This window comes from Modestobacter lapidis, assembly GCF_054780755.1.
Genome location: NZ_BAAGVS010000007.1, coordinates 121,896 through 142,774, shown reverse-complemented (window position 1 = coordinate 142,774; position 20,879 = coordinate 121,896). Strand labels below are relative to the sequence as shown.

General features: G+C 72.7%; 16 protein-coding genes. 8 read left to right on the top strand and 8 right to left on the bottom strand.

Annotated elements, in window-relative coordinates; all coding sequences use genetic code 11:
* Nucleotides 1-168: 168 nt before the first annotated feature.
* Nucleotides 169-3,081: an FAD-binding and (Fe-S)-binding domain-containing protein gene (locus tag ACYVG5_RS10685; RefSeq protein WP_222048818.1), complete on the bottom strand. Its 2,913-nt coding sequence runs from the start codon at nucleotides 3,079-3,081 to the stop codon at nucleotides 169-171.
* Nucleotides 3,078-4,250, bottom strand: coding sequence for a pyridoxal-phosphate-dependent aminotransferase family protein (locus ACYVG5_RS10680; protein ID WP_222048817.1), 1,173 nt, complete (start codon nucleotides 4,248-4,250; stop codon nucleotides 3,078-3,080). Before ACYVG5_RS10680 ends, ACYVG5_RS10685 begins: the two co-directional genes overlap by 4 nt.
* Before the next feature lie 222 nt (nucleotides 4,251-4,472).
* On the opposite strand from ACYVG5_RS10680, the gene ACYVG5_RS10675 reads away from it, so the two are divergent.
* The 3 genes from ACYVG5_RS10675 (at nucleotide 4,473) to ACYVG5_RS10665 (ending at nucleotide 8,103) form a co-directional block, all read left to right on the top strand.
* The gene (locus tag ACYVG5_RS10675) at nucleotides 4,473-5,975 is read left to right on the top strand and encodes an SLC13 family permease (protein ID WP_222048816.1); all 1,503 of its coding nucleotides are present in this window, start codon (nucleotides 4,473-4,475) and stop codon (nucleotides 5,973-5,975) included.
* A gap of 116 nt (nucleotides 5,976-6,091) precedes the next feature.
* Complete coding sequence (locus ACYVG5_RS10670) at nucleotides 6,092-7,321, top strand: CaiB/BaiF CoA transferase family protein (protein WP_460683167.1); 1,230 nt, start codon at nucleotides 6,092-6,094, stop codon at nucleotides 7,319-7,321.
* Complete coding sequence (locus ACYVG5_RS10665; protein ID WP_222048815.1) at nucleotides 7,318-8,103, top strand: enoyl-CoA hydratase/isomerase family protein; 786 nt, start codon at nucleotides 7,318-7,320, stop codon at nucleotides 8,101-8,103. The genes ACYVG5_RS10670 and ACYVG5_RS10665 overlap by 4 nt, the downstream gene beginning before the upstream one ends.
* Here the strand turns inward: ACYVG5_RS10665 and ACYVG5_RS10660 are convergent.
* On the bottom strand, nucleotides 8,084-8,875 hold the full coding sequence (locus ACYVG5_RS10660) for an IclR family transcriptional regulator (protein WP_222048814.1): 792 nt from the start codon (nucleotides 8,873-8,875) through the stop codon (nucleotides 8,084-8,086). The genes ACYVG5_RS10665 and ACYVG5_RS10660 overlap by 20 nt on opposite strands.
* A gap of 175 nt (nucleotides 8,876-9,050) precedes the next feature.
* On the opposite strand from ACYVG5_RS10660, the gene aceB reads away from it, so the two are divergent.
* The 4 genes from aceB to ACYVG5_RS10640 all read left to right on the top strand — a co-directional run bounded on the left by aceB (nucleotide 9,051) and on the right by ACYVG5_RS10640 (nucleotide 15,054).
* Complete coding sequence (gene aceB / locus ACYVG5_RS10655; RefSeq protein ID WP_222048813.1) at nucleotides 9,051-10,652, top strand: malate synthase A; 1,602 nt, start codon at nucleotides 9,051-9,053, stop codon at nucleotides 10,650-10,652.
* Nucleotides 10,653-10,794: 142 nt separating this feature from the next.
* A complete protein-coding gene (locus tag ACYVG5_RS10650) occupies nucleotides 10,795-12,351 on the top strand; it encodes an FAD-linked oxidase C-terminal domain-containing protein (protein ID WP_222048812.1) in 1,557 nt (518 codons plus the stop codon).
* 10 nt (nucleotides 12,352-12,361) lie between these two features.
* Complete coding sequence (locus ACYVG5_RS10645) at nucleotides 12,362-13,642, top strand: FAD-binding oxidoreductase (RefSeq protein WP_222048811.1); 1,281 nt, start codon at nucleotides 12,362-12,364, stop codon at nucleotides 13,640-13,642.
* Nucleotides 13,642-15,054 carry a (Fe-S)-binding protein gene (locus ACYVG5_RS10640; RefSeq protein ID WP_222048810.1) on the top strand — a complete coding sequence of 471 codons (1,413 nt, stop codon included), beginning with the start codon at nucleotides 13,642-13,644 and terminating at the stop codon, nucleotides 15,052-15,054. The genes ACYVG5_RS10645 and ACYVG5_RS10640 overlap by 1 nt, the downstream gene beginning before the upstream one ends.
* A gap of 181 nt (nucleotides 15,055-15,235) precedes the next feature.
* Here the strand turns inward: ACYVG5_RS10640 and ACYVG5_RS10635 are convergent, their stop codons facing one another.
* From ACYVG5_RS10635 to dnaK, 5 genes are all read right to left on the bottom strand, one after another.
* Nucleotides 15,236-15,724, bottom strand: a complete 489-nt coding sequence (locus ACYVG5_RS10635) for a MarR family transcriptional regulator (protein ID WP_222048891.1) — start codon at nucleotides 15,722-15,724, stop codon at nucleotides 15,236-15,238.
* Nucleotides 15,725-15,804: 80 nt separating this feature from the next.
* Nucleotides 15,805-16,263, bottom strand: a complete 459-nt coding sequence (locus ACYVG5_RS10630; protein ID WP_222048809.1) for a heat shock protein transcriptional repressor HspR — start codon at nucleotides 16,261-16,263, stop codon at nucleotides 15,805-15,807.
* Nucleotides 16,260-17,480 (bottom strand): molecular chaperone DnaJ, encoded by a 1,221-nt coding sequence (gene dnaJ, locus ACYVG5_RS10625; protein ID WP_460683166.1) that lies wholly within the window; start codon nucleotides 17,478-17,480, stop codon nucleotides 16,260-16,262. Before dnaJ ends, ACYVG5_RS10630 begins: the two co-directional genes overlap by 4 nt.
* Before the next feature lie 67 nt (nucleotides 17,481-17,547).
* Nucleotides 17,548-18,213 carry a nucleotide exchange factor GrpE gene (grpE, locus tag ACYVG5_RS10620; RefSeq protein ID WP_222048807.1) on the bottom strand — a complete coding sequence of 222 codons (666 nt, stop codon included), beginning with the start codon at nucleotides 18,211-18,213 and terminating at the stop codon, nucleotides 17,548-17,550.
* 90 nt (nucleotides 18,214-18,303) lie between these two features.
* Complete coding sequence (dnaK, locus tag ACYVG5_RS10615) at nucleotides 18,304-20,178, bottom strand: molecular chaperone DnaK (RefSeq protein WP_222048806.1); 1,875 nt, start codon at nucleotides 20,176-20,178, stop codon at nucleotides 18,304-18,306.
* A gap of 300 nt (nucleotides 20,179-20,478) precedes the next feature.
* Here dnaK and ACYVG5_RS10610 point away from each other — a divergent pair, with 300 nt between their 5' ends.
* A complete protein-coding gene (locus ACYVG5_RS10610) occupies nucleotides 20,479-20,751 on the top strand; it encodes a type IV toxin-antitoxin system AbiEi family antitoxin domain-containing protein (RefSeq protein ID WP_460683165.1) in 273 nt (90 codons plus the stop codon).
* Nucleotides 20,752-20,879 lie beyond the last annotated feature (128 nt).

Below are 20,879 nucleotides of genomic sequence, written 5' to 3'. Positions count from 1 at the left end.
GCGCCGGGCCGGTCGGCCGTGCGCGCAACGTCGTCCAGCATCCACCAGTTGGTTGCTGTCTACAACATTGCGGGCTGAGAGGCCGCCCACAGCAGGACGGGCACCGGCGCGACCTCGGAAGAGATCGCGCCGGTGCCCGTCCTGGGTGGTGCGGAGTGCCGATCAGTCCTACGCGAGTGCCTCCAGGACCAGCTCGGCCGGGTGCCACGCCGTCCGCTGGGTGCCGTGGAAGATCTGCTGACGGCAGGAGACCCCGGTCGCCGCGATGACGGCGTCCTCGTCCGCGGCACGGACCGCCGGGAACAGCCGGTCCTCCCCCACCTGCAACGAGACCTCGTAGTGCTCGGACTCGAAGCCGAACGACCCGGCCATGCCGCAGCAGCCGGCGTCCAGCTCCTGCACGGTGACGCCCGGGATCCGCTCCAGCAGGGCGACGGTGGCCGCCGTCCCGGCCTCGGCCTTCTGGTGGCAGTGCCCGTGGAAGACCACGGTCCGGCCGGCCAGCCAGCTGTCCGCGCGCAGCCGCAGCCGGCCGTCGTCGATCGCCTCGACCAGCAGCTCCTCGGGCAGCTTCACCCGGGACGCGACGTCGCGGACGTTCGGGTCGTCGGGCAGCAGCTCCACGTGCTCGGCCCGCAGCGTGAGGATGCAGGAGGGCTCGCAGCCCACGATCGGCGAACCGGGCTCGGTGCCCTCGCACAGGTTCGCCGCGAGCTTCTGCGCCTTGCCCCGGGCGTCGTCGAGCATGCCCTTGGAGATGCTCGAGCGGCCGCAGCAGCCCTTGCTCTCCAACCGCACCGGGTGCCCGGCCGCCTCCAGCAGCCGCACCACGGCCTGGCCGATGCCCGGCTCGGTGTAACTGGTGAACGAGTCGGCCAGCATGGTGACCGGCTGCTGGGTCGCGCCGACCGGCGCCTGGTGACCCTTGAACCAGCGCATCAGCGTGGTCCGGTGGAACGTCGGCAGATCCCGCTGACGGGCGATGCCGAGCCGGGAGTCCATCAGCGCCCGCAGCGGCTTGATCTTCCCCGGCAGGTTCGACAGCGGCGCGGTGGCCGAACCGAGCCTGTTCAGCGTGCGGATCCCGCCGAACACCCGGGACCGCAGCGGGGTGCCCTGCACGTCGTGCTTGGCCGCGAGCGCCTCGCTCTTCATCTTGGAGACGTCCACCCCCAGCGGGCACTCGCTCTTGCAGGCCTTGCACATCAGGCAGAGATCGAGCACCTCGTGCAGCCGCTCGTCGGCCAGCGCGGTGTGCGGGTCACCCTCGCTCAGCGCCTTCACCAGCGCGCCGGCCCGACCGCGGGTGGAGTGCTCCTCCATCCGGGTCGCGATGTAGGAGGGGCACATCGTGCCGGTCGTGGACTTGCGGCACAGCCCGATGTTCATGCACCGGTCGGCCGCGCCGAACATGCCGCCGACGACGTCGAACTCCAGCCGGGTGCGCAGCGGGCCGGGCACCGGCGGGTTGGCGTCCCGGAGGTGCTCGGTCATCGCCGGGGAATCGACGATCTTGCCCGGGTTCAGCCGGCCCTCCGGGTCGAACAGCGCCTTGACCTCGCGCATGGCCTCGTAGAGCTCGTCGCCGAACAGCTCCCGGTTGAACTCGCTGCGGGCCAGGCCGTCACCGTGCTCGCTGGAGTTCACGCCGCCGTACTCGCGGACGAGGTCCTTGATCTCCACCGCCACCGACCGCATCACCTCGACCTGGCCCGGCTGGGACAGGTCGACGAAGGGGCGGATGTGCAGGCAGCCCACCGAGCAGTGCCCGTAGAAGCCCGCCTCGAGGCCGTGCCGGTCGAGCACGTCCCGGAACCGGGCGGTGTACTCGGCCAGGTGCCTGGGATCGACGGCGGTGTCCTCGACGAACGCCAGCGGTCGGCGCGCGCCGACCGAGTTGGCCATCAGCAGGCCGAGGGCGGACTTGCGCACCTTCAGCAGGGCCGACTGCTGGGCCGGGGTGACCGCCCGCAGGGTGTGGTAGCCGTGCCCGTTGCGCTCCCAGAGGGCGACCAGCCGGTCCATCGAGGACACCAGCTCGGCCTCGTCGTCACCGGTGAAGGAGACGAACAGCAGCGCGTCCGGGTCACCCTGCAGGATCTTGCCGAGCCCGGCGTACTCGATCTTCTCCCGGGACAGGTCGAGGATCGTCCGGTCCAGCAGCTCGACCTGGGCCGGGTCGCACGACAGCGCGTCCTCGGTGGCGTTGATCGCCCCCTGCACCGTCTCGAAGTGACCCACCGCGAAGACCTGCTTCTTGGGCTTCGGGACCAGCCCGACCCGGGCCGCGGTGACGATGGCCAGGGTTCCCTCCGAGCCGACGAGGAACTTCGCCAGGTCGAACGGGGCGCCGTCGGCCAGCCGGTCCAGCCGGTAACCACCGGCCCGCCGCCAGAACTGCGGGAAGCCGCTGGCGATCGCCTCGGGGTGCGTGGCGACCAGCTCGGGCAGCCGGCGGTAGATCTCGGCCTCGAGGGTCGTGCCCTGCGCGCGGCGGGCCCGCTCGGCCTCGTCGACCACACCGAAGGTGGCGGTGGACCCGTCCGCCAGGACGACGTCGACCTCCTGCACGTGGTCGATCGTCATGCCGAAGCGCACCGAGCCGCTGCCGGCGGAGTTGTTGCCGATCATCCCGCCGATGGTGGCGCGGTTGGACGTCGAGGTGTCCGGGCCGAACATCAGCCCGTGGGCCGCCGCGGCCTGGTTGAGGTCGTCCTGCACCACGCCCGGCTCGACCACCGCCGTCCGGGCCCCGGGGTCCAGCTCCCGGATCGCGTGCATGTGCCGTGAGAGGTCCAGCACGAGCCCGGGGCCCACCGTCTGCCCGGCGAGGCTGGTGCCCGCCCCCCGGGCGAGCACCGGGATGCCGGCCCCGGCGGCGAGCCGCACCGCGGCCGCGACGTCGGCGGCGTGCTTGGGGTACACCACCCCGGCGGGGGTGATCGTGTACATGCTGGCGTCCTGGCTGAACAGGTGCCGGGTGTAGTCGTCGAAGGCGACCTCACCGTCCAGCGTGGCCCGCAGCTCCCGCTCGAGATCCGCGGTGCCGGCCGGCGCCGTGCGCTCAGGAGCCGCTGTCATGGCTGCTGGAGCCGGTCGAGGGCGGCCTGCAGGCCGGCCGGGTCGATCTTCACGCCGGCCCGCACCAGGCCCATCTGCACCCCGGCGAGCGTGCCGGCCAGCGTCAGGTCGTTGAAGTGACCCAGGTGGCCGATCCGGAACACCTTGTCGGCCAGCTTGGTCAGCCCGGCACCCAGGGACATGTCGTACTCGCGCAGGATGACGTCGCGGATCGCGTCGGCGCCGCCCTCGGGCAGGTAGATGGCGGTCAGCGCGCCGGAGTACTCCCGCTCGTCGAGCGCCAGCACCTCCAGGCCCCAGCCGTGGACGGCGGCCCGGGTGGCCTCACCGTGCCGGGTGTGCCGGGCGTAGACGTTCGACAGCCCCTCGTCGTCCAGCATCTCCAGGGCCACCTTCAGCCCGTAGAGCAGGTTGGTCGCCGGGGTGTAGGGCCAGAAGCCGCGCTCGTTGGCGGCGAGGATCGGCTGCCAGTCCCAGAAGGCGCGCGGCAGGCGCGCGGTCTTGGACGCCTGCAGCGCCTTCTCGCTGACCGCGTTGAAGCTGAGCCCCGGCGGCAGCATGAGGCCCTTCTGCGAGCCGGCGACGGTGACGTCGACACCCCACTCGTCGTGCTTGAACTCGATGCTGCCCAGCGAGGAGATGGTGTCGACCAGCAGCAGCGCGGGGTGGCCGGCGGCGTCGAGCGCCCGGCGGATCTCCGGCACCCGGCTGGTGACGCCGGTGGAGGTCTCGTTGTGGACCACCATCACGGCCTTGATCTCGTGGCCGGTGTCGGCGGCGAGCCGCTCCTGGGCGGCCTCCGGGTCGGCGCCGTGCCGCCAGTCGCCCGGGACGAACTCCACCTCCAGGCCCATGCGGGTGGCCATGTCCTGCCACAGCGTGGCGAAGTGGCCGGTCTCGAACGCCAGCACCTTGTCGCCCGGCGACAGCGTGTTGGTCAGCGCCGCCTCCCACGCCCCGGTGCCCGAGGCCGGGTAGATCACCACCGGCTGCTCGGTGCCGAAGACCGGCTTGACCGCCTGGAGCACGTCCAGGCCGAGCGCGGCGAACTCCGGCCCGCGGTGGTCGATGGTCGGGGCAGCGATCGCCCGCAGCACCCGGTCGGGGACGTTGGTCGGCCCGGGGATCTGCAGGAAGTGCCGCCCGCCGGTGCTCGTGCTGACTGACATGCCTTCGCCCTCTCGTCAGAAGTCCTCGGGTGAGGCCCGAAGTCCACTCTGCGGAAGGTTACTACCGGCTGGTGGACAGTCCAGCAGGGCCATGACTGGGTCTGTGACGCTTGACACTGCGTCGCCTGGCGGCTCTAATCCCCGCTAGCGAAAAATCGGTTCCGCATCGCGGAAGCGCTGTGACCAGCGGGCTTCGGCCCGCCTCGACCTCAGGGAACGCCGGTGTCCGTACAGCTCGTCCTAATCCTGATACTGCTGGTGGTCTTCTTGATCGCCACGGTGCTCCCGGTGCACATGGGGGCACTCGCGCTCGTCGCGGCCTTCATCGCCGGGTACTTCATCTACGCCGGCGGGGAAGAGAGTTACGACGACACCATCTTCGGCTTCTTCCCGGGGTCGTTGTTCGTCGTCCTGGTCGGGGTGACGTACCTCTTCGCCATTGCGAAGAACAACGGCACCGTCGACTGGCTGGTGCACGCCGCGGTCACGGCCTCCGGCGGCCGGCTGGTGGCCATCCCGTGGGCGATGTTCGCCGTCACCGGCGCGCTCACCGCGATCGGCGGTGTCGTGCCGGCCGTGGTCGCGATCATCGCCCCGGTCGGCATGTCCTTCGCTCGCCGGTACGGGATCAACCCGGTGCTGATGGGCCTGTTCATCATCAACGGCGCCACCGCCGGTGGCTTCTCCCCGCTGTCGATCTTCGGCGTCATCACCAACACGGTGGTCGACGACAACGGCCTCGCCGGCAGCCCGCTGTTCCTCTGGGGCGCCTCGATCGTCATCAACATCCTGCTGTCGATCGCCGTCTTCTTCCTCTTCGGCGGCCGCAAGCTGCTCGGCGGCGGGCGCGTCGACATGACCGACCGGCGCGACGACGACTTCGTGGCGGCCACCGTCGCCGGCGACGCCACCGAGGACACCGGCGCCGACATCCCCGGCGGACCGGCCCGCGGGACCGCCGTGGGCAGCACCGGCACCGGCGGCGCGGCCATCTCCGGCGGGCGGGTCACCGAGCCCCGGCACGGCGAGCCCGGCCACCAGCACTCCAGCTCCGAGGACCGCGCCGACACCAAGGCGCTGCAGACCACCGCACTGGCCACCGAGGACCACGGCCAGGTCACCACCCTCGACCGGGACCGCAAGCTCACCCTGGCGGGCCTGGCGCTGCTGGTCGCCGGCGCGCTCGGCTTCGACCTCGACATCGGCCTGATGGCCATCACCGTCGGCGTCATCCTCTCCGTGGTCGCCCCCCGTGGGGCCAAGGGCGCCGTGGGGCAGATCGCCTGGCCGACCGTGCTGCTGATCTGCGGCATCGTCACCTACGTCGGCCTGATGCAGGACCAGAACGTCCCCGGGTGGCTCGGTGACAACGTCGCCGCGCTGGGCCTGCCGCTGATCGCCGCGCTGCTGATCTGCTACATCGGCGGCGTCGTCTCCGCGTTCGCCTCGACCACCGGCATCCTCGGTGCGCTCATCCCGCTGGCCGTGCCGTTCCTGCAGGGCGACAACGCGATCGGGGCGATCGGCCTGATCACCGCGCTGGCGCTCTCCTCGTCGATCGTCGACTCCAGCCCCTTCTCCACGAGCGGCGCCCTGGTGGTCGCCAACGCCACCGAGGCCGAGCGGGAGCGGACCTTCAAGAATCTGATGGTCTGGGGCTTCTCGATGGTCGCGCTCATCCCGCCGATCACCTGGCTGATCCTGATCGTGCCCGGCTGGCTGTGAGCCACTGAACGACCGAGTGCACGCAACGACCGCGCCCCGGCAGGCCACCCGCCTCCGGGGCGCGGTCGCGTCCGGGCCCAGGATGGGCAGCAGACGACGTCGATACGGAGACAGATGTGAGCACCCCCGGACAGACCGACGAGCAGACCCCGGCGCGCCCTCCGCTGACCGGCATCACCGTGCTGGAGGTGGGCGTGTTCATGGCGGCGCCGTACGCCGCCATGCAACTGGCCGACCTCGGTGCCGAGGTGATCAAGGTGGAGGACCCCCGGTCCGGTGACCCGGTCCGAGCGAGCGGGCCGTTCGTGGACGGCGAGAGCTCGCCGTACCTGCGGCTCAACCGCAACAAGGAGTCCGTCGCGCTGGACCTGAAGTCCGCGGCCGGCAAGCAGGCCTTCCTCGCCCTGGTCGAGCGCGCCGACGTGGTGGTGGAGAACCTGCGTCCCGGCGCGATGGCCCGGCTCGGCCTGGACGCCGCCGGCATCTGGGCGGTCAACCCGGCGGTCGTCTACGCCTCGGGCTCGGGCTGGGGACAGGACGGGCCGCTGGCCCCGCTGCCCGGGTTGGACATCATGGCCCAGGCCCGCAGCGGGATCATGAGCATCACCGGCACCCCGGGCGGCGAGCCGGTCAAGGTCGGTGTCCCGGTCTGCGACCTGGTCTGCGGGCTGTACCTCGCCCTGGCGATCACCGCCGCGCTGCGCGAGCGCGATCGCACCGGCGTCGGCCAGGCGATCGACGTCTCGCTCTTCGAGGCCGGGGTGAGCCTGGCGGTGTGGGAGGCGGGCAAGTACTTCGCCACCGGCGAGGTCGGCGGCCCGCTGGGCTCGGCCCACCAGAGCCAGGCGCCCTACCAGGCGTTCCAGACCGCCGACGGGTGGATCACCATCGGCGCGAACACGCCCAACACGTGGGCGGGGTTCTGCACGACGCTGGACATGGCCGACGAGCTGGCCGACGAGGGTTACGCCGACGCCTCCCGCCGGCACGCCCGCCGGGGCGAGCTGCTGGACGTCATCGAGTCCCGCACCCGCGCCCGGACGACCGCGGACCTGCTCGAGGCGCTGGGCGCGGCCGGGGTCCCGTGCGCACCGATCAACGACTACGGCCAGGTGTTCACCGACGAGCACCTCGCCACCCGCGGGTTCTTCTGGGACGCCCCGCACCCGGCCCTGGGCCCGGTCCGGCAGATCGGGTCGCCGATGCGGCTGTCCCGGACCCCCGCCGTCCGTGGCGTCGCCGGCCCACCGCTGGGCGCCGACACCCGCGCGGTGCTGACCCGGGCCGGCGTGCCCGCCGACGTGGTCGACGCCGTCGCCCCGGCCCGAGGAGAGGAGCAGGCATGAGCGAGTTGGAGGTCACCCAGGACGGGGCGGTGCTCACCGTGCTGTTCAACCGTCCCGAGCAGCGGAACGCGATGACGTACGCGATGTACGACGGCCTCGAGCAGGCCTGCGCGCGGGCCGACGAGGACGACTCCGTGCACGTCCTGGTGCTCCGCGGCGCCGGCGGGCGGGCGTTCGTCGCCGGCACCGACATCAGCCAGTTCCTCGAGTTCGGCAACGGGAAGTCGACCAGCGGCGAGGACGGCATCGCCTACGAGGCGCGGATCGAGCAGGTGACCAACCGGCTCGAGGACGTCGGGGTGCCCACCGTCGCCGCGGTGGAGGGGTCCTGCGTCGGCGGCGGGCTGATCCTGGCGGCCGCCTGCGATCTGCGGGTGGCCACCTCGTCGTCCCGGTTCGGGGTGCCGGTCGCCCGCACCCTGGGCAACTGCCTGTCGATGAACACCTACTCGCTGCTCGTCGCCCACCTGGGGCCGGCGCGCACGCTGGACATGCTGCTGCGCGCCCGGCTGCTGTCCGCCTACGAGGCGGCCGCCGCCGGCTTCGTCAGCGAGGTCTGTCCCGACGGGGAGCTGGACGGGGCGCTGACCGAGCTGGTGACCCCGCTGCTGGGCCATGCGCCGCTGAGCATGCGGGCCGCCAAGCAGGCCGTGGCCCGGCTGCGGCGGGCGAACGTGCCCTACGGCGACGACCTGGTGCGGGAGGTGTTCGGCAGTGCGGACTTCCGGGCCGGCGTGCAGGCCTTCGTCGAGCGCGGGCAGGTCAGCTGGACCGGCCGCTGAGCGCGCCGGGACCGTCCTCGCTGAGCTCGGCGGCCAGCGCCACGGCCGTCGCCTGCAGGAGACGGACGACCTGCGGCACGCTCTCCATGGCCACCCGTCCCTCCGGGCCGGAGATGGAGATCGCCGTCATCAGCGGGCCGCCGGGGACCGGGACGGCGACGCACCGGACGCCGGTCTCCTGCTCACCGTCGTCGAGGGCGTAGCCCTGCTCGGCGATCCGGGCCAGCCGGACGAGCATCTGGTCCGGGTCGGTGACGGTGAGCGGCGTGCGCGAAGGCATGCCACCGCGCACGAGCAGCTCGCGGGCGGTCTCCGGCGGCAGCTGGGACAGCAGCGCCTTGCCCACCCCGGTGCAGTGCAGGTGCACCCGGCGGCCCACCTCGGTGAACATCCGCATGGAGTGCCGGGACGGGACCTGGGCCACGTAGACCACCCGATCGCCGTCGAGCATCGCGAGGTTGGCGGTCTCGCCGATGGTGTCGACCAGGGAGGTCAGGTGCGGGCGGGCCCAGGTGCCCAGCGTCCGCGAGGAGCTCTCGCCGAGGTGGATCAGCCGCGGGCCGAGCACGTAGCGGCGGGACGGCAACTGCCGCACGTATCCGCGGGCGACCAGCGTGCGCACCAGGCGGTGGATGGTCGACAGCGGCAGTCCGCTGTCGACCGCCAGCCGGGACAGCGCCACCTCGCCACCGTCCTCGGCCATCAGCTCCAGCAGCAGGAACGCCCGTTCCAACGACTGCACCCCGTCCGACGCGCTGCCGATCGTCGCCATACCACTCCCCTGCCCACGTCCGGAGCTCCCCGCTCGTCTTGACCGGGCTCCGGGAGCGAGGATACGTTTTCCACATCACAGATGGAACCTCCCGCATCTCGGAAGGTTCTCCGCGCGCGCCCGCGGGCATCGTCACGTCGGGGCCGCGGTCCGATCGACGAACCCGAGGAGAACCATGAGCACGGTCGACGGTGTGCAGATCACCGGCCCGATGGGCGAGCGTTTCGACGAGGTGCTCACGCCTCGCGCGCTGGACCTGATCGCCCTGCTCCACCGCGAGCTCAACGGCCGGCGGCTGGAGCGGCTGCAGGCCCGGCAGGAGCGGGTCGAGGCGCTCGCCGCCGGCGGCACGCTCGACTTCCTGCCCGAGACGGCCGCCATCCGCGAGGACGACTCGTGGCGGGTGGCCGAGCCGGCGCCCGGCCTGGTCGACCGCCGGGTGGAGATGACCGGCCCGACCGACCGCAAGATGACGATCAACGCGCTGAACTCCGGGGCCAAGTGCTGGCTGGCCGACCAGGAGGACGCCAACTCCCCGCTGTGGGAGAACGTGGTCAACGGTCCACTGAACCTGATGGACTCGATCGACCGCACGATCGACTTCACCAGCCCGCAGGGCAAGAAGTACGAGCTCAAGCCGGACGACGAGCTGCCCACGATCATCGTGCGCCCCCGCGGCTGGCACCTGCCGGAGAAGCACATCACCGTGGACGGCGAGCAGACCAGCGGCAGCCTGGTCGACTTCGCCCTCTACCTCACCGCCTGCGGCCAGAAGCAGATCGACCGCGGCCAGGGCCCGTACTTCTACCTGCCCAAGATGGAGAGCCACCTCGAGGCGCGGCTGTGGAACGACGCGTTCAACCTGGCGCAGGACCAGCTCGGCATCCCGCGCGGCACGATCCGCGCCACCTGCCTGATCGAGACCTACCCCGCGGCCTTCGAGATGGAGGAGATCCTCTACGAGCTGCGGGAGCACTCCTCGGGCCTCAACGCCGGCCGCTGGGACTACATGTTCAGCGTCATCAAGACCTTCCGGACCCGCGGCGAGGAGTTCACCCTCCCGGACCGCAACTCGGTCGGCATGACGGTGCCGTTCATGCGGGCCTACACCGAGCTGCTGGTGCGCACCTGCCACAAGCGCGGCGCGCACGCGATGGGCGGCATGTCCGCGTTCATCCCCAGCAAGGACCCGAAGGCCAACGAGTTCGCCTACAACAAGATCACCGAGGACAAGACCCGCGAGGCCAACGACGGCTTCGACGGCTCGTGGGTCGCCCACCCCGGCATGGTTCAGACGGCGATGGACGTCTTCGACAAGGTGCTCGGCGACCGACCCAACCAGCTGGACAAGCTGCGGGAGGACGTCACCGTCACCGCCGCCCAGCTGCTCGACGTCAAGTCCACGCCCGGTGAGGCCACCGAGGCCGGCCTGCGGGCCAACGTCAGCGTCGGCATCCAGTACGTGGAGTCCTGGCTGCGGGGTTCGGGCGCCGCCGGCATCAACGGCCTGATGGAGGACGCCGCCACCGCGGAGATCTCCCGCAGCCAGGTGTGGCAGTGGCTGCACAACCAGGTGACCCTGGCCGACGGCCAGGAAGTCACCCGGGAACTGGTGGAGCGAGTCATCGAGGACGAGATGGGCAAGATCCGCGACGCCCGTGGAGATGCCTTCGCCTCGGGCCGGTGGGACGATGCTCGGGCCCTGTTCACCGAGATGGCCCTGGCAGACGAGTACCCCGACTTCCTGACCGTCCCGGCCTACGAGCGCATGCCCTGAGCACTGCTCCGCAGGGAACCGGAACGACGGCCCCTGACGTACGGCGGGCCGGTGCCGGGGAGACCCGGCACCGGCCCGGCACCACCCCGCGGGACTCCCGCGGAGCACGACACCCGAGGTCCGGCGACGGAGGCGGCACCCGATGAGCGGTATGCACGGCACGGAGACGACGGCGGGCCCGGTCGAGGGGCACGTTCCACCGGAAGCCACCTCGGCCACCGGCGAACCCGGCGCCAACAGCGCGGGCATGGCGGCGGTCGGCCGGGTGGCCCGCGAGGTCATGCCCGTCACCGGCGTCATCGCCGACCCCACCCAGCTGCGCACCTACGAGTGCGACGGCCTGGCCCACTACCGCGTCACCCCGGCCCTGGTCGTGCTCCCCGAGACCACCGAGCAGCTCGCCGCCGTGGTGCGGGCATGCAGCGAGCACGGCGTTCCGTTCGTGGCCCGCGGCTCGGGCACCGGCCTGTCCGGTGGCTCCCTCCCCCGGGCCGACGGCGTGCTGATCGTGACGTCCCGGATGCGCACCATCCGCGAGATCCGGCGTGCCGACCAGCGGGCCGTGGTCGACCCCGGTGTGATCAACCTCGACGTCACCCGCGCCGCCACCCCGGAGGGCTACTACTACGCCCCCGACCCCAGCAGCCAGCAGATCTGCTCCATCGGCGGCAACCTGGCCGAGAACTCCGGCGGCGCGCACTGCCTGAAGTACGGCTTCACCAGCAACCACGTGCTCGGCACCGAGCTGGTCACCCCACAGGGCGACATCGTCACCCTCGGCGGCCTGGCCCCCGACGCCCCCGGCTACGACCTGCTCGGCACCGTCGTCGGCTCGGAGGGGACGCTCGGCATCGCCACCACCGCCACCGTCCGGCTGGTGCGGCTGCCCGAGGAGGTCCGCACCCTGCTGGCCGGCTTCGCCTCCACCGACGAGGCCGGCGCCGCCACCTCGGCGATCATCAGTGCCGGCGTGCTGCCGGCCGCGATCGAGATGATGGACGCGCTGGCCATCGAGGCCGCCGAGGCCGCCGTGCACTGCAACTACCCCGCCGGTGCCGGCGCCGTGCTGGTCATCGAGCTCGACGGCCCCTCCGCCGAGGTCGAGCACGAGTACGCCCAGGTGGAGCGCATCTGCCAGGACCACGGCGCCTTCGAGCTGCGACTGGCCATCGACGCCGCCGAGCGGGCGCTGATCTGGAAGGGCCGCAAGTCCGCGTTCGCGGCGGTGGGCCGGATCAGCCCGGACTACATCGTCCAGGACGGCGTCATCCCCCGGACGGCGCTGCCCGAGGTGCTGCGGGCCATCGCCGAGCTATCGTCGTCCTCCGGGGTGCGGGTCGCCAACGTCTTCCACGCCGGTGACGGCAACCTCCACCCGCTGGTGCTCTTCGACGACGCGAAACCCGGTGCCGGGGACGCCGCCGAGAAGGTCAGCGGCGCCATCCTGGACCTGTGCATCAGCCATGGCGGCGCGATCACCGGCGAGCACGGCGTGGGCGTGGACAAGGCGGCCTACATGCCGAAGATGTTCACCGACGACGACCTGGACACCATGCAACTGGTCCGCTGCGCGTTCGACCCGGGCAACATCTCCAACCCGGGGAAGATCTTCCCGACGCCCCGGCTCTGCGGCGAGGTGCCGGGCAAGCGCAAGCACGCCCACCCGCTGGTCGAAGCCGGCCTGGCCGACGCGTTCTGAGGGGCCCGAGATGACCACTGCTGCCCGCACCCGCCTGGACGCCGCCCGCACCGCGCTCGGCTCCGCCTGTGGCGAGGTCACCGACGGCACCCCGGCCGACGCCGTCGACGGGGTGCCCGTCGGCCTCGTCGCCCGGCCGGCGAGCACCCCCGAGGTCGCCGAGGTGCTGCGCGCCGCGGCGGTCTACGGCCTGGTGGTCGTGCCCCGGGGGCACGGCACCAAGATGTCGTGGGGCCGCCCGCCCGAGCAGGCCGACCTGGTGCTGGACCTCAGCCGGATGTCCGCCGTCCTCGACCACGCCGCCGGCGACCTGATCGTCGACACCCAGGCCGGTGCCCCGCTCGCCGAGGTGCAGCGGACGGTGGCCGGCGCCGGGCAGCGCCTGGCCCTGGACGAGCCGGTGGCCGGCTCCACCATCGGCGGCATGCTCGCCACCAACACCAGCGGTCCGGGCCGGATGGCCGTCGGGACGGCGCGCGACCTGCTCATCGGCGTCACGGTGGTGCGCGCCGACGGCGTGGTCGCCAAGGCCGGTGGCCGGGTGGTGAAGAACGTCGCCGGGTACGACCTGGGCAAGCTGGTCATCGGCTCCTACGGCACCCTCGCCGTCGTCACCCAGGCGGTGTTCCGGCTGCACCCGGTGCCGGTCGCCCGCCGGGTGGTCAACGTCTCGGCCGACTCCCCCGACGACGCCCAGCGACTGGTCCAGCAGGTCGTGCACGCCCAGCTCGTGCCGGCCGCCGTCGAGGTCGACTGGCCCGGCACCGGCGGCGGCACCGTCGGCGTGCTGCTCGAGGGCACCGAGGCCGGCGTCGAGGGGCGCACCGCGGCCACCATCGCCCTGCTCGGCGGGGACGCCGCTGCCGCCGACGGGCTCCCGTCCGGATGGGGCCGCCTGCCCTGGGACGAAGACCCGACCACCGGGCGGGCCACCGCCCTCAAGGCCACCTTCGCCCTCTCCGGGCTCTCCCGGGTGCTCGAGGCCGGCCGCGCTGCCGCGGCCGCAGCGGCGGTGCCGCTGCGCCTGCGCGGGTCCGGTGGCGCCGGGGTGCTGCACGGCTCGCTGCCGGCCGACACCGATGTCGCCGCCGTCCGCGAGGTCGTCACCCGGCTGCGCGAGGCGTGCGCCGTGGCCGGCGGCGCGCTCGTCGTCCTGGACGGGCCGCCCGAGGTCAAGGCGGGCGTGGACACCTGGGGGCCGGTCCCGGCGTTGGACCTGATGCGACGCGTGAAGGAACAATTCGACCCCGAGCGCCGTCTGGCGCCCGGCCGGTTCGTCGGAGGCATCTGATGACTGAACAGTCCGCCCAGGCCCGCGTGCACGAGCAGGAGCCCCAGGGCGACCCGCAGAAGGCCGGCGCGCTGGCGCACGGTCCGGTCCCGGTCGACGGGCCCGCCCTGCGGCCGGCCTTCGACGACGACCACCCGCCGTCGGCGGAGCTGATCAGCGACTGCGTGCACTGCGGCTTCTGCCTGCCGACCTGCCCCACGTACACGCTGTGGGGCGAGGAGATGGACTCCCCGCGCGGCCGGATCGACCTGATGAAGGCCGGGCTGCAGGGCGCCCCGATGAGCGACACGATGGTGCAGCACTTCGACGCCTGCCTCGGCTGCATGGCCTGCGTGACCGCCTGCCCGTCCGGCGTCCAGTACGACGCGCTGATCGAGGCCACCCGGGTGCAGGTCGAGCGGCACCACACCCGCGCCCCCGGCGACCGGGCGCTGCGGGCGGCGATCTTCGCGTTGTTCCCGCACAAGAAGCGGCTGCGGGCGCTGCGCGGGCCGCTGCGCGCCTATCAGGCCAGCGGGCTGCCCAAGCTGGTCCGGGGCAGCGGCCTGCTGGAGCGACTGGCGCCGAAGCTGGCCGCCATGGAGGGCCTCGCCCCGCCGCTGGAGAAGCGCGAGAAGCTGCCCACCCGGATGCCCGCCGTCGGCACCCGGCGTGCGGTCGTCGGGCTGCTCACCGGCTGCGTGCAGGGCGAGTTCTTCCCCGGCGTCAATGCCGCCACCGCCCGGGTGCTCGCCGCGGAGGGCTGCGACGTGGTGATCCCGCGCAAGCAGGGCTGCTGCGGCGCGCTGTCGGTGCACAACGGCCGCCAGGAGGAAGCGGAGAAGTACGCCCGGGCCACCATCGACGCCTTCGAGGCCGCCGGGGTGCAGACCGTGGTCGTCAACGCGGCCGGCTGCGGATCGAGCATGAAGGAGTACGCCGCGATCCTGGCCGACGACCCGGCCTACGCCGAGCGGGCGAAGACCTTCGCCGGCTCGGTCCGCGACGTCTCCGAACTGCTCGCGGAGCTGGGCACGGTCGCCGAGCGGCATCCGCTCGAGGTGACCGTCGCCTACCACGATGCCTGTCACCTCGCCCACGCCCAGGGCGTGCGCGCGCAGCCCCGGACGCTGCTCCAGGAGATCCCCGGCCTCCAGCTCAAGGAGATCGCCGAGGCGGAGATCTGCTGCGGCTCCGCCGGGATCTGGAACATCCTGAACCCCGAGCCGGCCCGTGAGCTCGGCGACCGCAAGGCCCGCAACATCGCCGCCACCGGGGCCGAGCTGCTCGTGACGGCGAATCCGGGCTGCCTGATGCAGGTGTCCTCGTCGCTGGAGCGGCAGGGCACCCGGATCGGGCTGGCGCACACGATCGAGGTGCTCGACGCGTCGATCCGCGGACTCCCGGTCAGCACGCTGGGCCCACAGCACTGAAGAAGGACCCCGCTGCCCCCCACCCTTCGCAGGCTCAGGGCGGGACCCTGCAGCGGGGCCTGACCGCTGCCCCCCACCCTTCGCAGGCTCAGGGCGGGACCCTGCAGCGGGGCCTGACCGCTGCCCCCCACCCTTCGCAGGCTCAGGGCGGGACCCTGCAGCGGGGCAGCGGGGTCCTTCTTCAGTCCTCGCGGGCCTCGCCCTGCTGGTTCAGCCGGTTGAGCAGGGTGGCGAGCGTGGCGACGTCGGAGGTCGGCCAGTCGGCGAGGTTGGCCTGCCAGCGGGCCCGGCGGGTCTCGCGGACCTCGCTGAGCCGCCGGTGCCCCTCCGCGGAGATCGTCAGCACCTGCGCCCGGCCGTCCGCGGGGTCCGCCACCCGGTCGACCATGCCCAGGTCGACCAGGGCGGCCACCTGGCGGCTGACCGTGCTCTTGTCCAGGCCGAGCCGCACGACGAGTTCACTGGCCCGCAGCGGGCCGGCGTCGTCCAGCAGGATCATCAACCCGTACGAGGCGCCGTCGAGGTCGCGGTGCAGCTCGCCGCCCAGCCGGCCGGAGACGATCCGGGACCGGCGCAGCAGCAGGGCCACCTCGCGCTCAAGGCGGACGTAGGCCTCGTGGCTGTTCTCGACGTCGGCCTTCTCCGGGCCGGGGCCGGGCGTGGTGCTCACACCGTCTTCGACGTGCCGGAACGGCACCGCGTTCCCGTTCGGTGCCGACCCGTCGTCCCCGCCCGGGGCCGCCGAGGGCGTCACGGGCGGGCCGCCGGGCGCCACACCACGAGGGCCGAACCGGGGGTCGACAACGGGACCAGGTCGCGGCGGTAACCGGCAGGGACGGCGGACTCCGCGGCGATCCGCCGGCTCTCGGACACCTCGACCTCGTGCAGCAGCTCGCGCACCCGGTCCTGCAGCGCCTCGACCTGGGACTCCAGCTCGATGATCCGCTTGATGCCGGCCAGGTTGACGCCGGCCTCCTGGCTCAGCCGCTGCACCTCGCGCAGCAGGGCGACGTCCCGCGGGCTGTACCGCCGGCCTCCACCGGGGGTGCGGCCGGGGCGGACCAGACCGAGCCGGTCGTACTGGCGCAGCGTCTGGGCGTGCATGCCGGCCAGCTGGGCGGCCACCGAGATGACGAAGACCGGCGCGTCCTCAGCGACCGGCCGGGCGGCCCCGCGGGGGCCCGGCACGCCGCCGTCGGGAGCGGTCATCGCGCACCTCCGGCCCCCAGCACCGCGGTGATCTCCGGGCGCGGGTCGTCGGGCAGTTCGGCGGCGAGCTTCTCGATCGCCTCCCGGGCGCCCGGGGTGAGCTTCTTGGGCACCGCGACCTCCACGGTCACGAGCAGGTCACCGGTGACCCCCTTGCCGGGCACACCGCGGCCCCGCACCCGGAACGTCCGCCCGCTGGCGGTGCCCGGTGGCACCTTCAGCGACACGGGGCCATCCAGGGTCGGGACGGTCAGCGTCGTCCCCAGCGAGGCCTCGGCGAAGCTGATCGGCACGCTCAGCGTCAGGTCGTTCCCGTTGCGGCCGAACAGGTCGTGCCCGGACACGTGGACGACGACGAACAGGTCACCGGCCGGTCCACCGCGGCGCCCCGGAGCGCCCTTGCCGGCCAACCGGATCCGCTGCCCGTCCTTGACCCCGGCGGGGATCCGCACGGTGATCGTCCGGGTCTGGGTGGTGACCCCGTTCCCCCGGCACTCCGGGCAGGGGTCGTCGACGACCGAGCCGGTGCCCCGGCACTCGCGACACGGCTCGGAGAACGCGAACGCGCCCTGGCTGCGGCTGGTCACCCCGGCGCCGTTGCACACCGGGCAGGTGTGCGGGCTGGTGCCGGGGCGTGCCCCGTTGCCGTGGCAGGTCGGGCAGGAGCCCGGACTCTGCATGCGCAGGGGCACGGTCACGCCGAGGACGGCCTCGTCGAAGGACAGGGTCGCCTCGGTCTCGACGTCCTGGCCGCGGGCCGGGCCCGATGCCGCCTGGCTGCGGCTGCGCGGGCCGGTGGCGCCACCGGCTCCGCCGAACAACCCGCCGAAGATGTCACCCAGGCCACCGGCGCCCCGGCTCCCGGCGCCGGGAGCCCCGGCGCCGGTGAACAGGTCGCCCAGGTCGAAGGCGCTGCCCCCGGCACCGCCGGGGAACCCGCCGGCGCCACCGGGAGCACCGGTGCGGAAGCCGCCGGATCCGAACAGCCGCCGGGCCTCGTCGTACTCGGCCCGCCGCTTGGGATCGGACAGGACGTCGTAGGCCTCCGAGACGTCCTTGAAGCGGTTCTCGGCCGCGGCGTTGTCCGGGTTCTTGTCCGGGTGCAGCTCACGGGCCAGCTGCCGGTAGGCCTTCTTGATGGCCGCGGCGTCGGCGTCCTTGGGAACGCCCAGGGCCGCGTAGTAGTCCTTCTCGATGAAGTCCCGGGTGCTGCTCACGGGCGCCCCCTTCCTGCGGGGAGTGGCCTCCGCGGAGGCCGGAACGGACGGTGGGAGTGGCGGGCGCTCAGCCTGCGGTCGAGCCCGTGGAGCGGCCCGGGTCGCCGGCCGGGGTGTCGGCCGGGGTGTCGACGACATCGCCGTCGATCACCTGCCCGTCGATCGCCTGACCCTCGAACACCTGCCCCTCGGGCACCTGCCCCTCGGGCACCTGACCGGAGTCCGCGGCCGCCGACGCGGCAGGCGCCTCGGGGTCGGTGACCCCGACCATCGCCGTCCGCAGCACCCGGTCGCCGCGCCGGAATCCCGGGCGCAGCACCGTGGTGGCGGTCGGCGCCGACACGTCCGGGGAGGTGTCGTGCAGCACGGCCTCGTGCAGGGCCGGGTCGAACGGGTCACCGGCCTGACCGAAGGCGGTCACACCGAGCCCGTCGAGCAGCCCGAGGACCCGGTCGGCGACGCCCTTGAACGCGCCGGTGAGGTCACCGTGGTCGCGGGCCCGCTCGATGTCGTCGACGATCGGGAACAACTGGCCGGCGAAGCGCTCGGCCGCCTGGTCGACGACCAACGACCGGTCGCGCTCGACCCGCCGCCGGTAGTTGGCGTACTCCGCGGTGACCCGCTGCAGGTCCTCGGTGCGTTCCGCCAGCTCGCGGGTGGCGTCGTCCGGGGCCCCGGCGTCGGCCTGCTGGGCGGTCGCCGCGGCGTCCGTCTCGCTGTACTGCTCGCTCATCTGCTCTCCCTGTGCCGGTCGGCTCGTGGTGGACCGCGCGTCCCCCCGGCCCGGTCGCCCGGGCCGGGGGGACGCGCGAAGGGCGCACCGTCAGCGCTTGTCGGCGTCCTCGTCCACGATCTCGGCGTCGACGACGTCGTCGTCGTTGCCCGGCGCGGTACCCGGGGCGTCGGTCGGGTCACCGGCGGCCCCCTCCGCACCCGGGGCGCCGGCGGCGTCCTGGCCGGCCTGGGCGTAGAGCGCGCCGCCGACCTCCTGCGAGACGCGGGCGACCTTCTCCTGCGCGGTCTTGATGGCGGCGATGTCCGAGCCACCGAGGGCCGAGCGCAGCTCCGTCAGCGCCTCGCCGAGCTCGTCCTTCTTCTCGGCCGGGATCTTGTCACCGTTCTCGGCCAGGAACTTCTCGGTCTGGTACTGCAGCGACTCGGCCAGGTTGCGGGTCTCCGCCTCGTCGCGCCGCTTCTTGTCCTCCTCGGCGTGCGACTCGGCGTCCTTCATCATCCGCTCGATGTCGTCCTTGGGCAGGGCCGAGCCGCCGGTGATCGTCATCGACTGCTCCTTGCCCGTCCCGAGGTCCTTCGCGTGGACGTGCACGATGCCGTTGGCGTCGATGTCGAAGGCGACCTCGATCTGCGGCACGCCGCGCGGGGCCGGCGGCAGCCCGGTCAGCTCGAACATGCCGAGCTTCTTGTTGTAGGCCGCCATCTCGCGCTCGCCCTGGAAGACCTGGATCTGCACGCTCGGCTGGTTGTCGTCGGCCGTCGTGAAGATCTCCGAGCGCTTGGTCGGGATCGTGGTGTTGCGCTCGATGAGCTTGGTCATGATCCCGCCCTTGGTCTCGATGCCCAGGGAGAGCGGGGTGACGTCGAGCAGCAGGACGTCCTTGACCTCACCGCGGAGCACACCGGCCTGCAGCGCCGCACCCACGGCGACGACCTCGTCGGGGTTGACCCCCTTGTTGGGCTCCTTGCCGCCGGTCAGCTCACGGACCAGATCGGTGACGGCGGGCATCCGGGTGGAGCCACCGACGAGGACGACGTGGTCGATGTCGCCGACCTTCACGCCGGCGTCGCGGATCGCCTGGTTGAACGGGGCCTTCGCGCGGTCCAGCAGGTCCTGGGTCATCCGCTGGAACTCGGCGCGGGTGATCGTGACGTCCAGGTGCAGCGGGCCCTCGGCGCCGGCGGTGATGTAGGGCAGGTTGATGTTCGTCGACTGCGCGCCGGACAGCTCGATCTTCGCCTTCTCGGCCGCCTCGCGCAGCCGCTGGGAGGCCAGCTTGTCCTTGGACAGGTCGATGCCGTTGGCGGCGTTGAACGTCTTCACCAGGTGGTCGACGACCTTCTGGTCCCAGTCGTCACCACCGAGCTTGTTGTCACCGGCGGTGGACTTGACCTCGATGACGCCGTCGCCGATTTCCAGCAGGCTGACGTCGAACGTGCCGCCACCGAGGTCGAAGACCAGGATGGTCTGCTCGGTCTCGCCCTTGTCGAGGCCGTAGGCCAGCGCGGCCGCGGTCGGCTCGTTGACGATTCGCAGCACGTTCAGGCCGGCGATCTCACCGGCCTCCTTGGTGGCCTGCCGCTGGGCGTCCTCGAAGTACGCCGGGACGGTGATGACCGCCTCGGTGACCGGCTCGCCCAGGTAGGTCTCGGCGTCGCGCTTCAGCTTCTGCAGCACCCGCGCGCTGATCTCCTGCGGGGTGTAGGCCTTGCCGTCGATCTCGCCGGTCTTCCAGTTCGTGCCCATCTCGCGCTTGACGCTGCGGATGGTGCGGTCGACGTTGGTGACCGCCTGGTTCTTCGCCGACTGGCCGACCAGCACCTCGCCGTTCTTGGCGAAGGCGACGACGGACGGGGTGGTGCGTGCGCCCTCGGCGTTGGCGATGACGGTGGGCTCGCCGCCCTCGAGGACCGCGACGACGGAGTTGGTGGTGCCGAGGTCGATTCCGACTGCTCGTGCCATGGAGAGGGCCTTCCTTGTCGATCGGTGGTGGTTCCTGCTGCGGGAGCCGAGCGTCCGGGGGGCCTTCGCCGGCCCTTGCGCCGGAGCCGCTCAACTTTCCTGCCCACCCTAACGGCAGGCCGCGCCGCGGTGTTCCCGGGGTCCGCCGGCATACGCGACGACCCGCTCCTGGTTGCCGTCCTCACCCCACAGCGTGGGGACGGCGACCACCGGGTGAGGACGGCGACGAACCGGAGCCGCCGTGTCCACAGATCGCCTGGCACCGCCCCGGCAGCGCGTCGGCCCGGCCAGCCTTGCCCGGTGCACCCCGCCCTGCGCCACGTCGCTGCCCACCGGCTGGGCGTCTTCACCTCGGCCGAGGCCCGGCTCGCCGGCTACACGCACGGCGAGGTCCGTCACCTCTGCTCGTCCGGTCGCTGGGTCCGGCTGCGCCGTGGCGTGTTCGCGAGCGCCGCCGACCTGGCCGAGGTCGAGCAGCGCGGGGTCCGCCACGCGATCGACTGTCTCGGCGTCCTGCTGACGCTGGCCCGCCCGCACACCGTCGTGAGCCACACGTCAGCGGCCCGCCTCTAGGGGTGGCCGCTCCCGCGCGACCCGGCCCCCACCGTCCGGCTGACCGACCCGGAGCAGTGGCGGCGTCGCGCGGACTACCTGATGACCTGCGCGCCCCTCCCGGTGAGGGACGTCACCACACGCGGGCC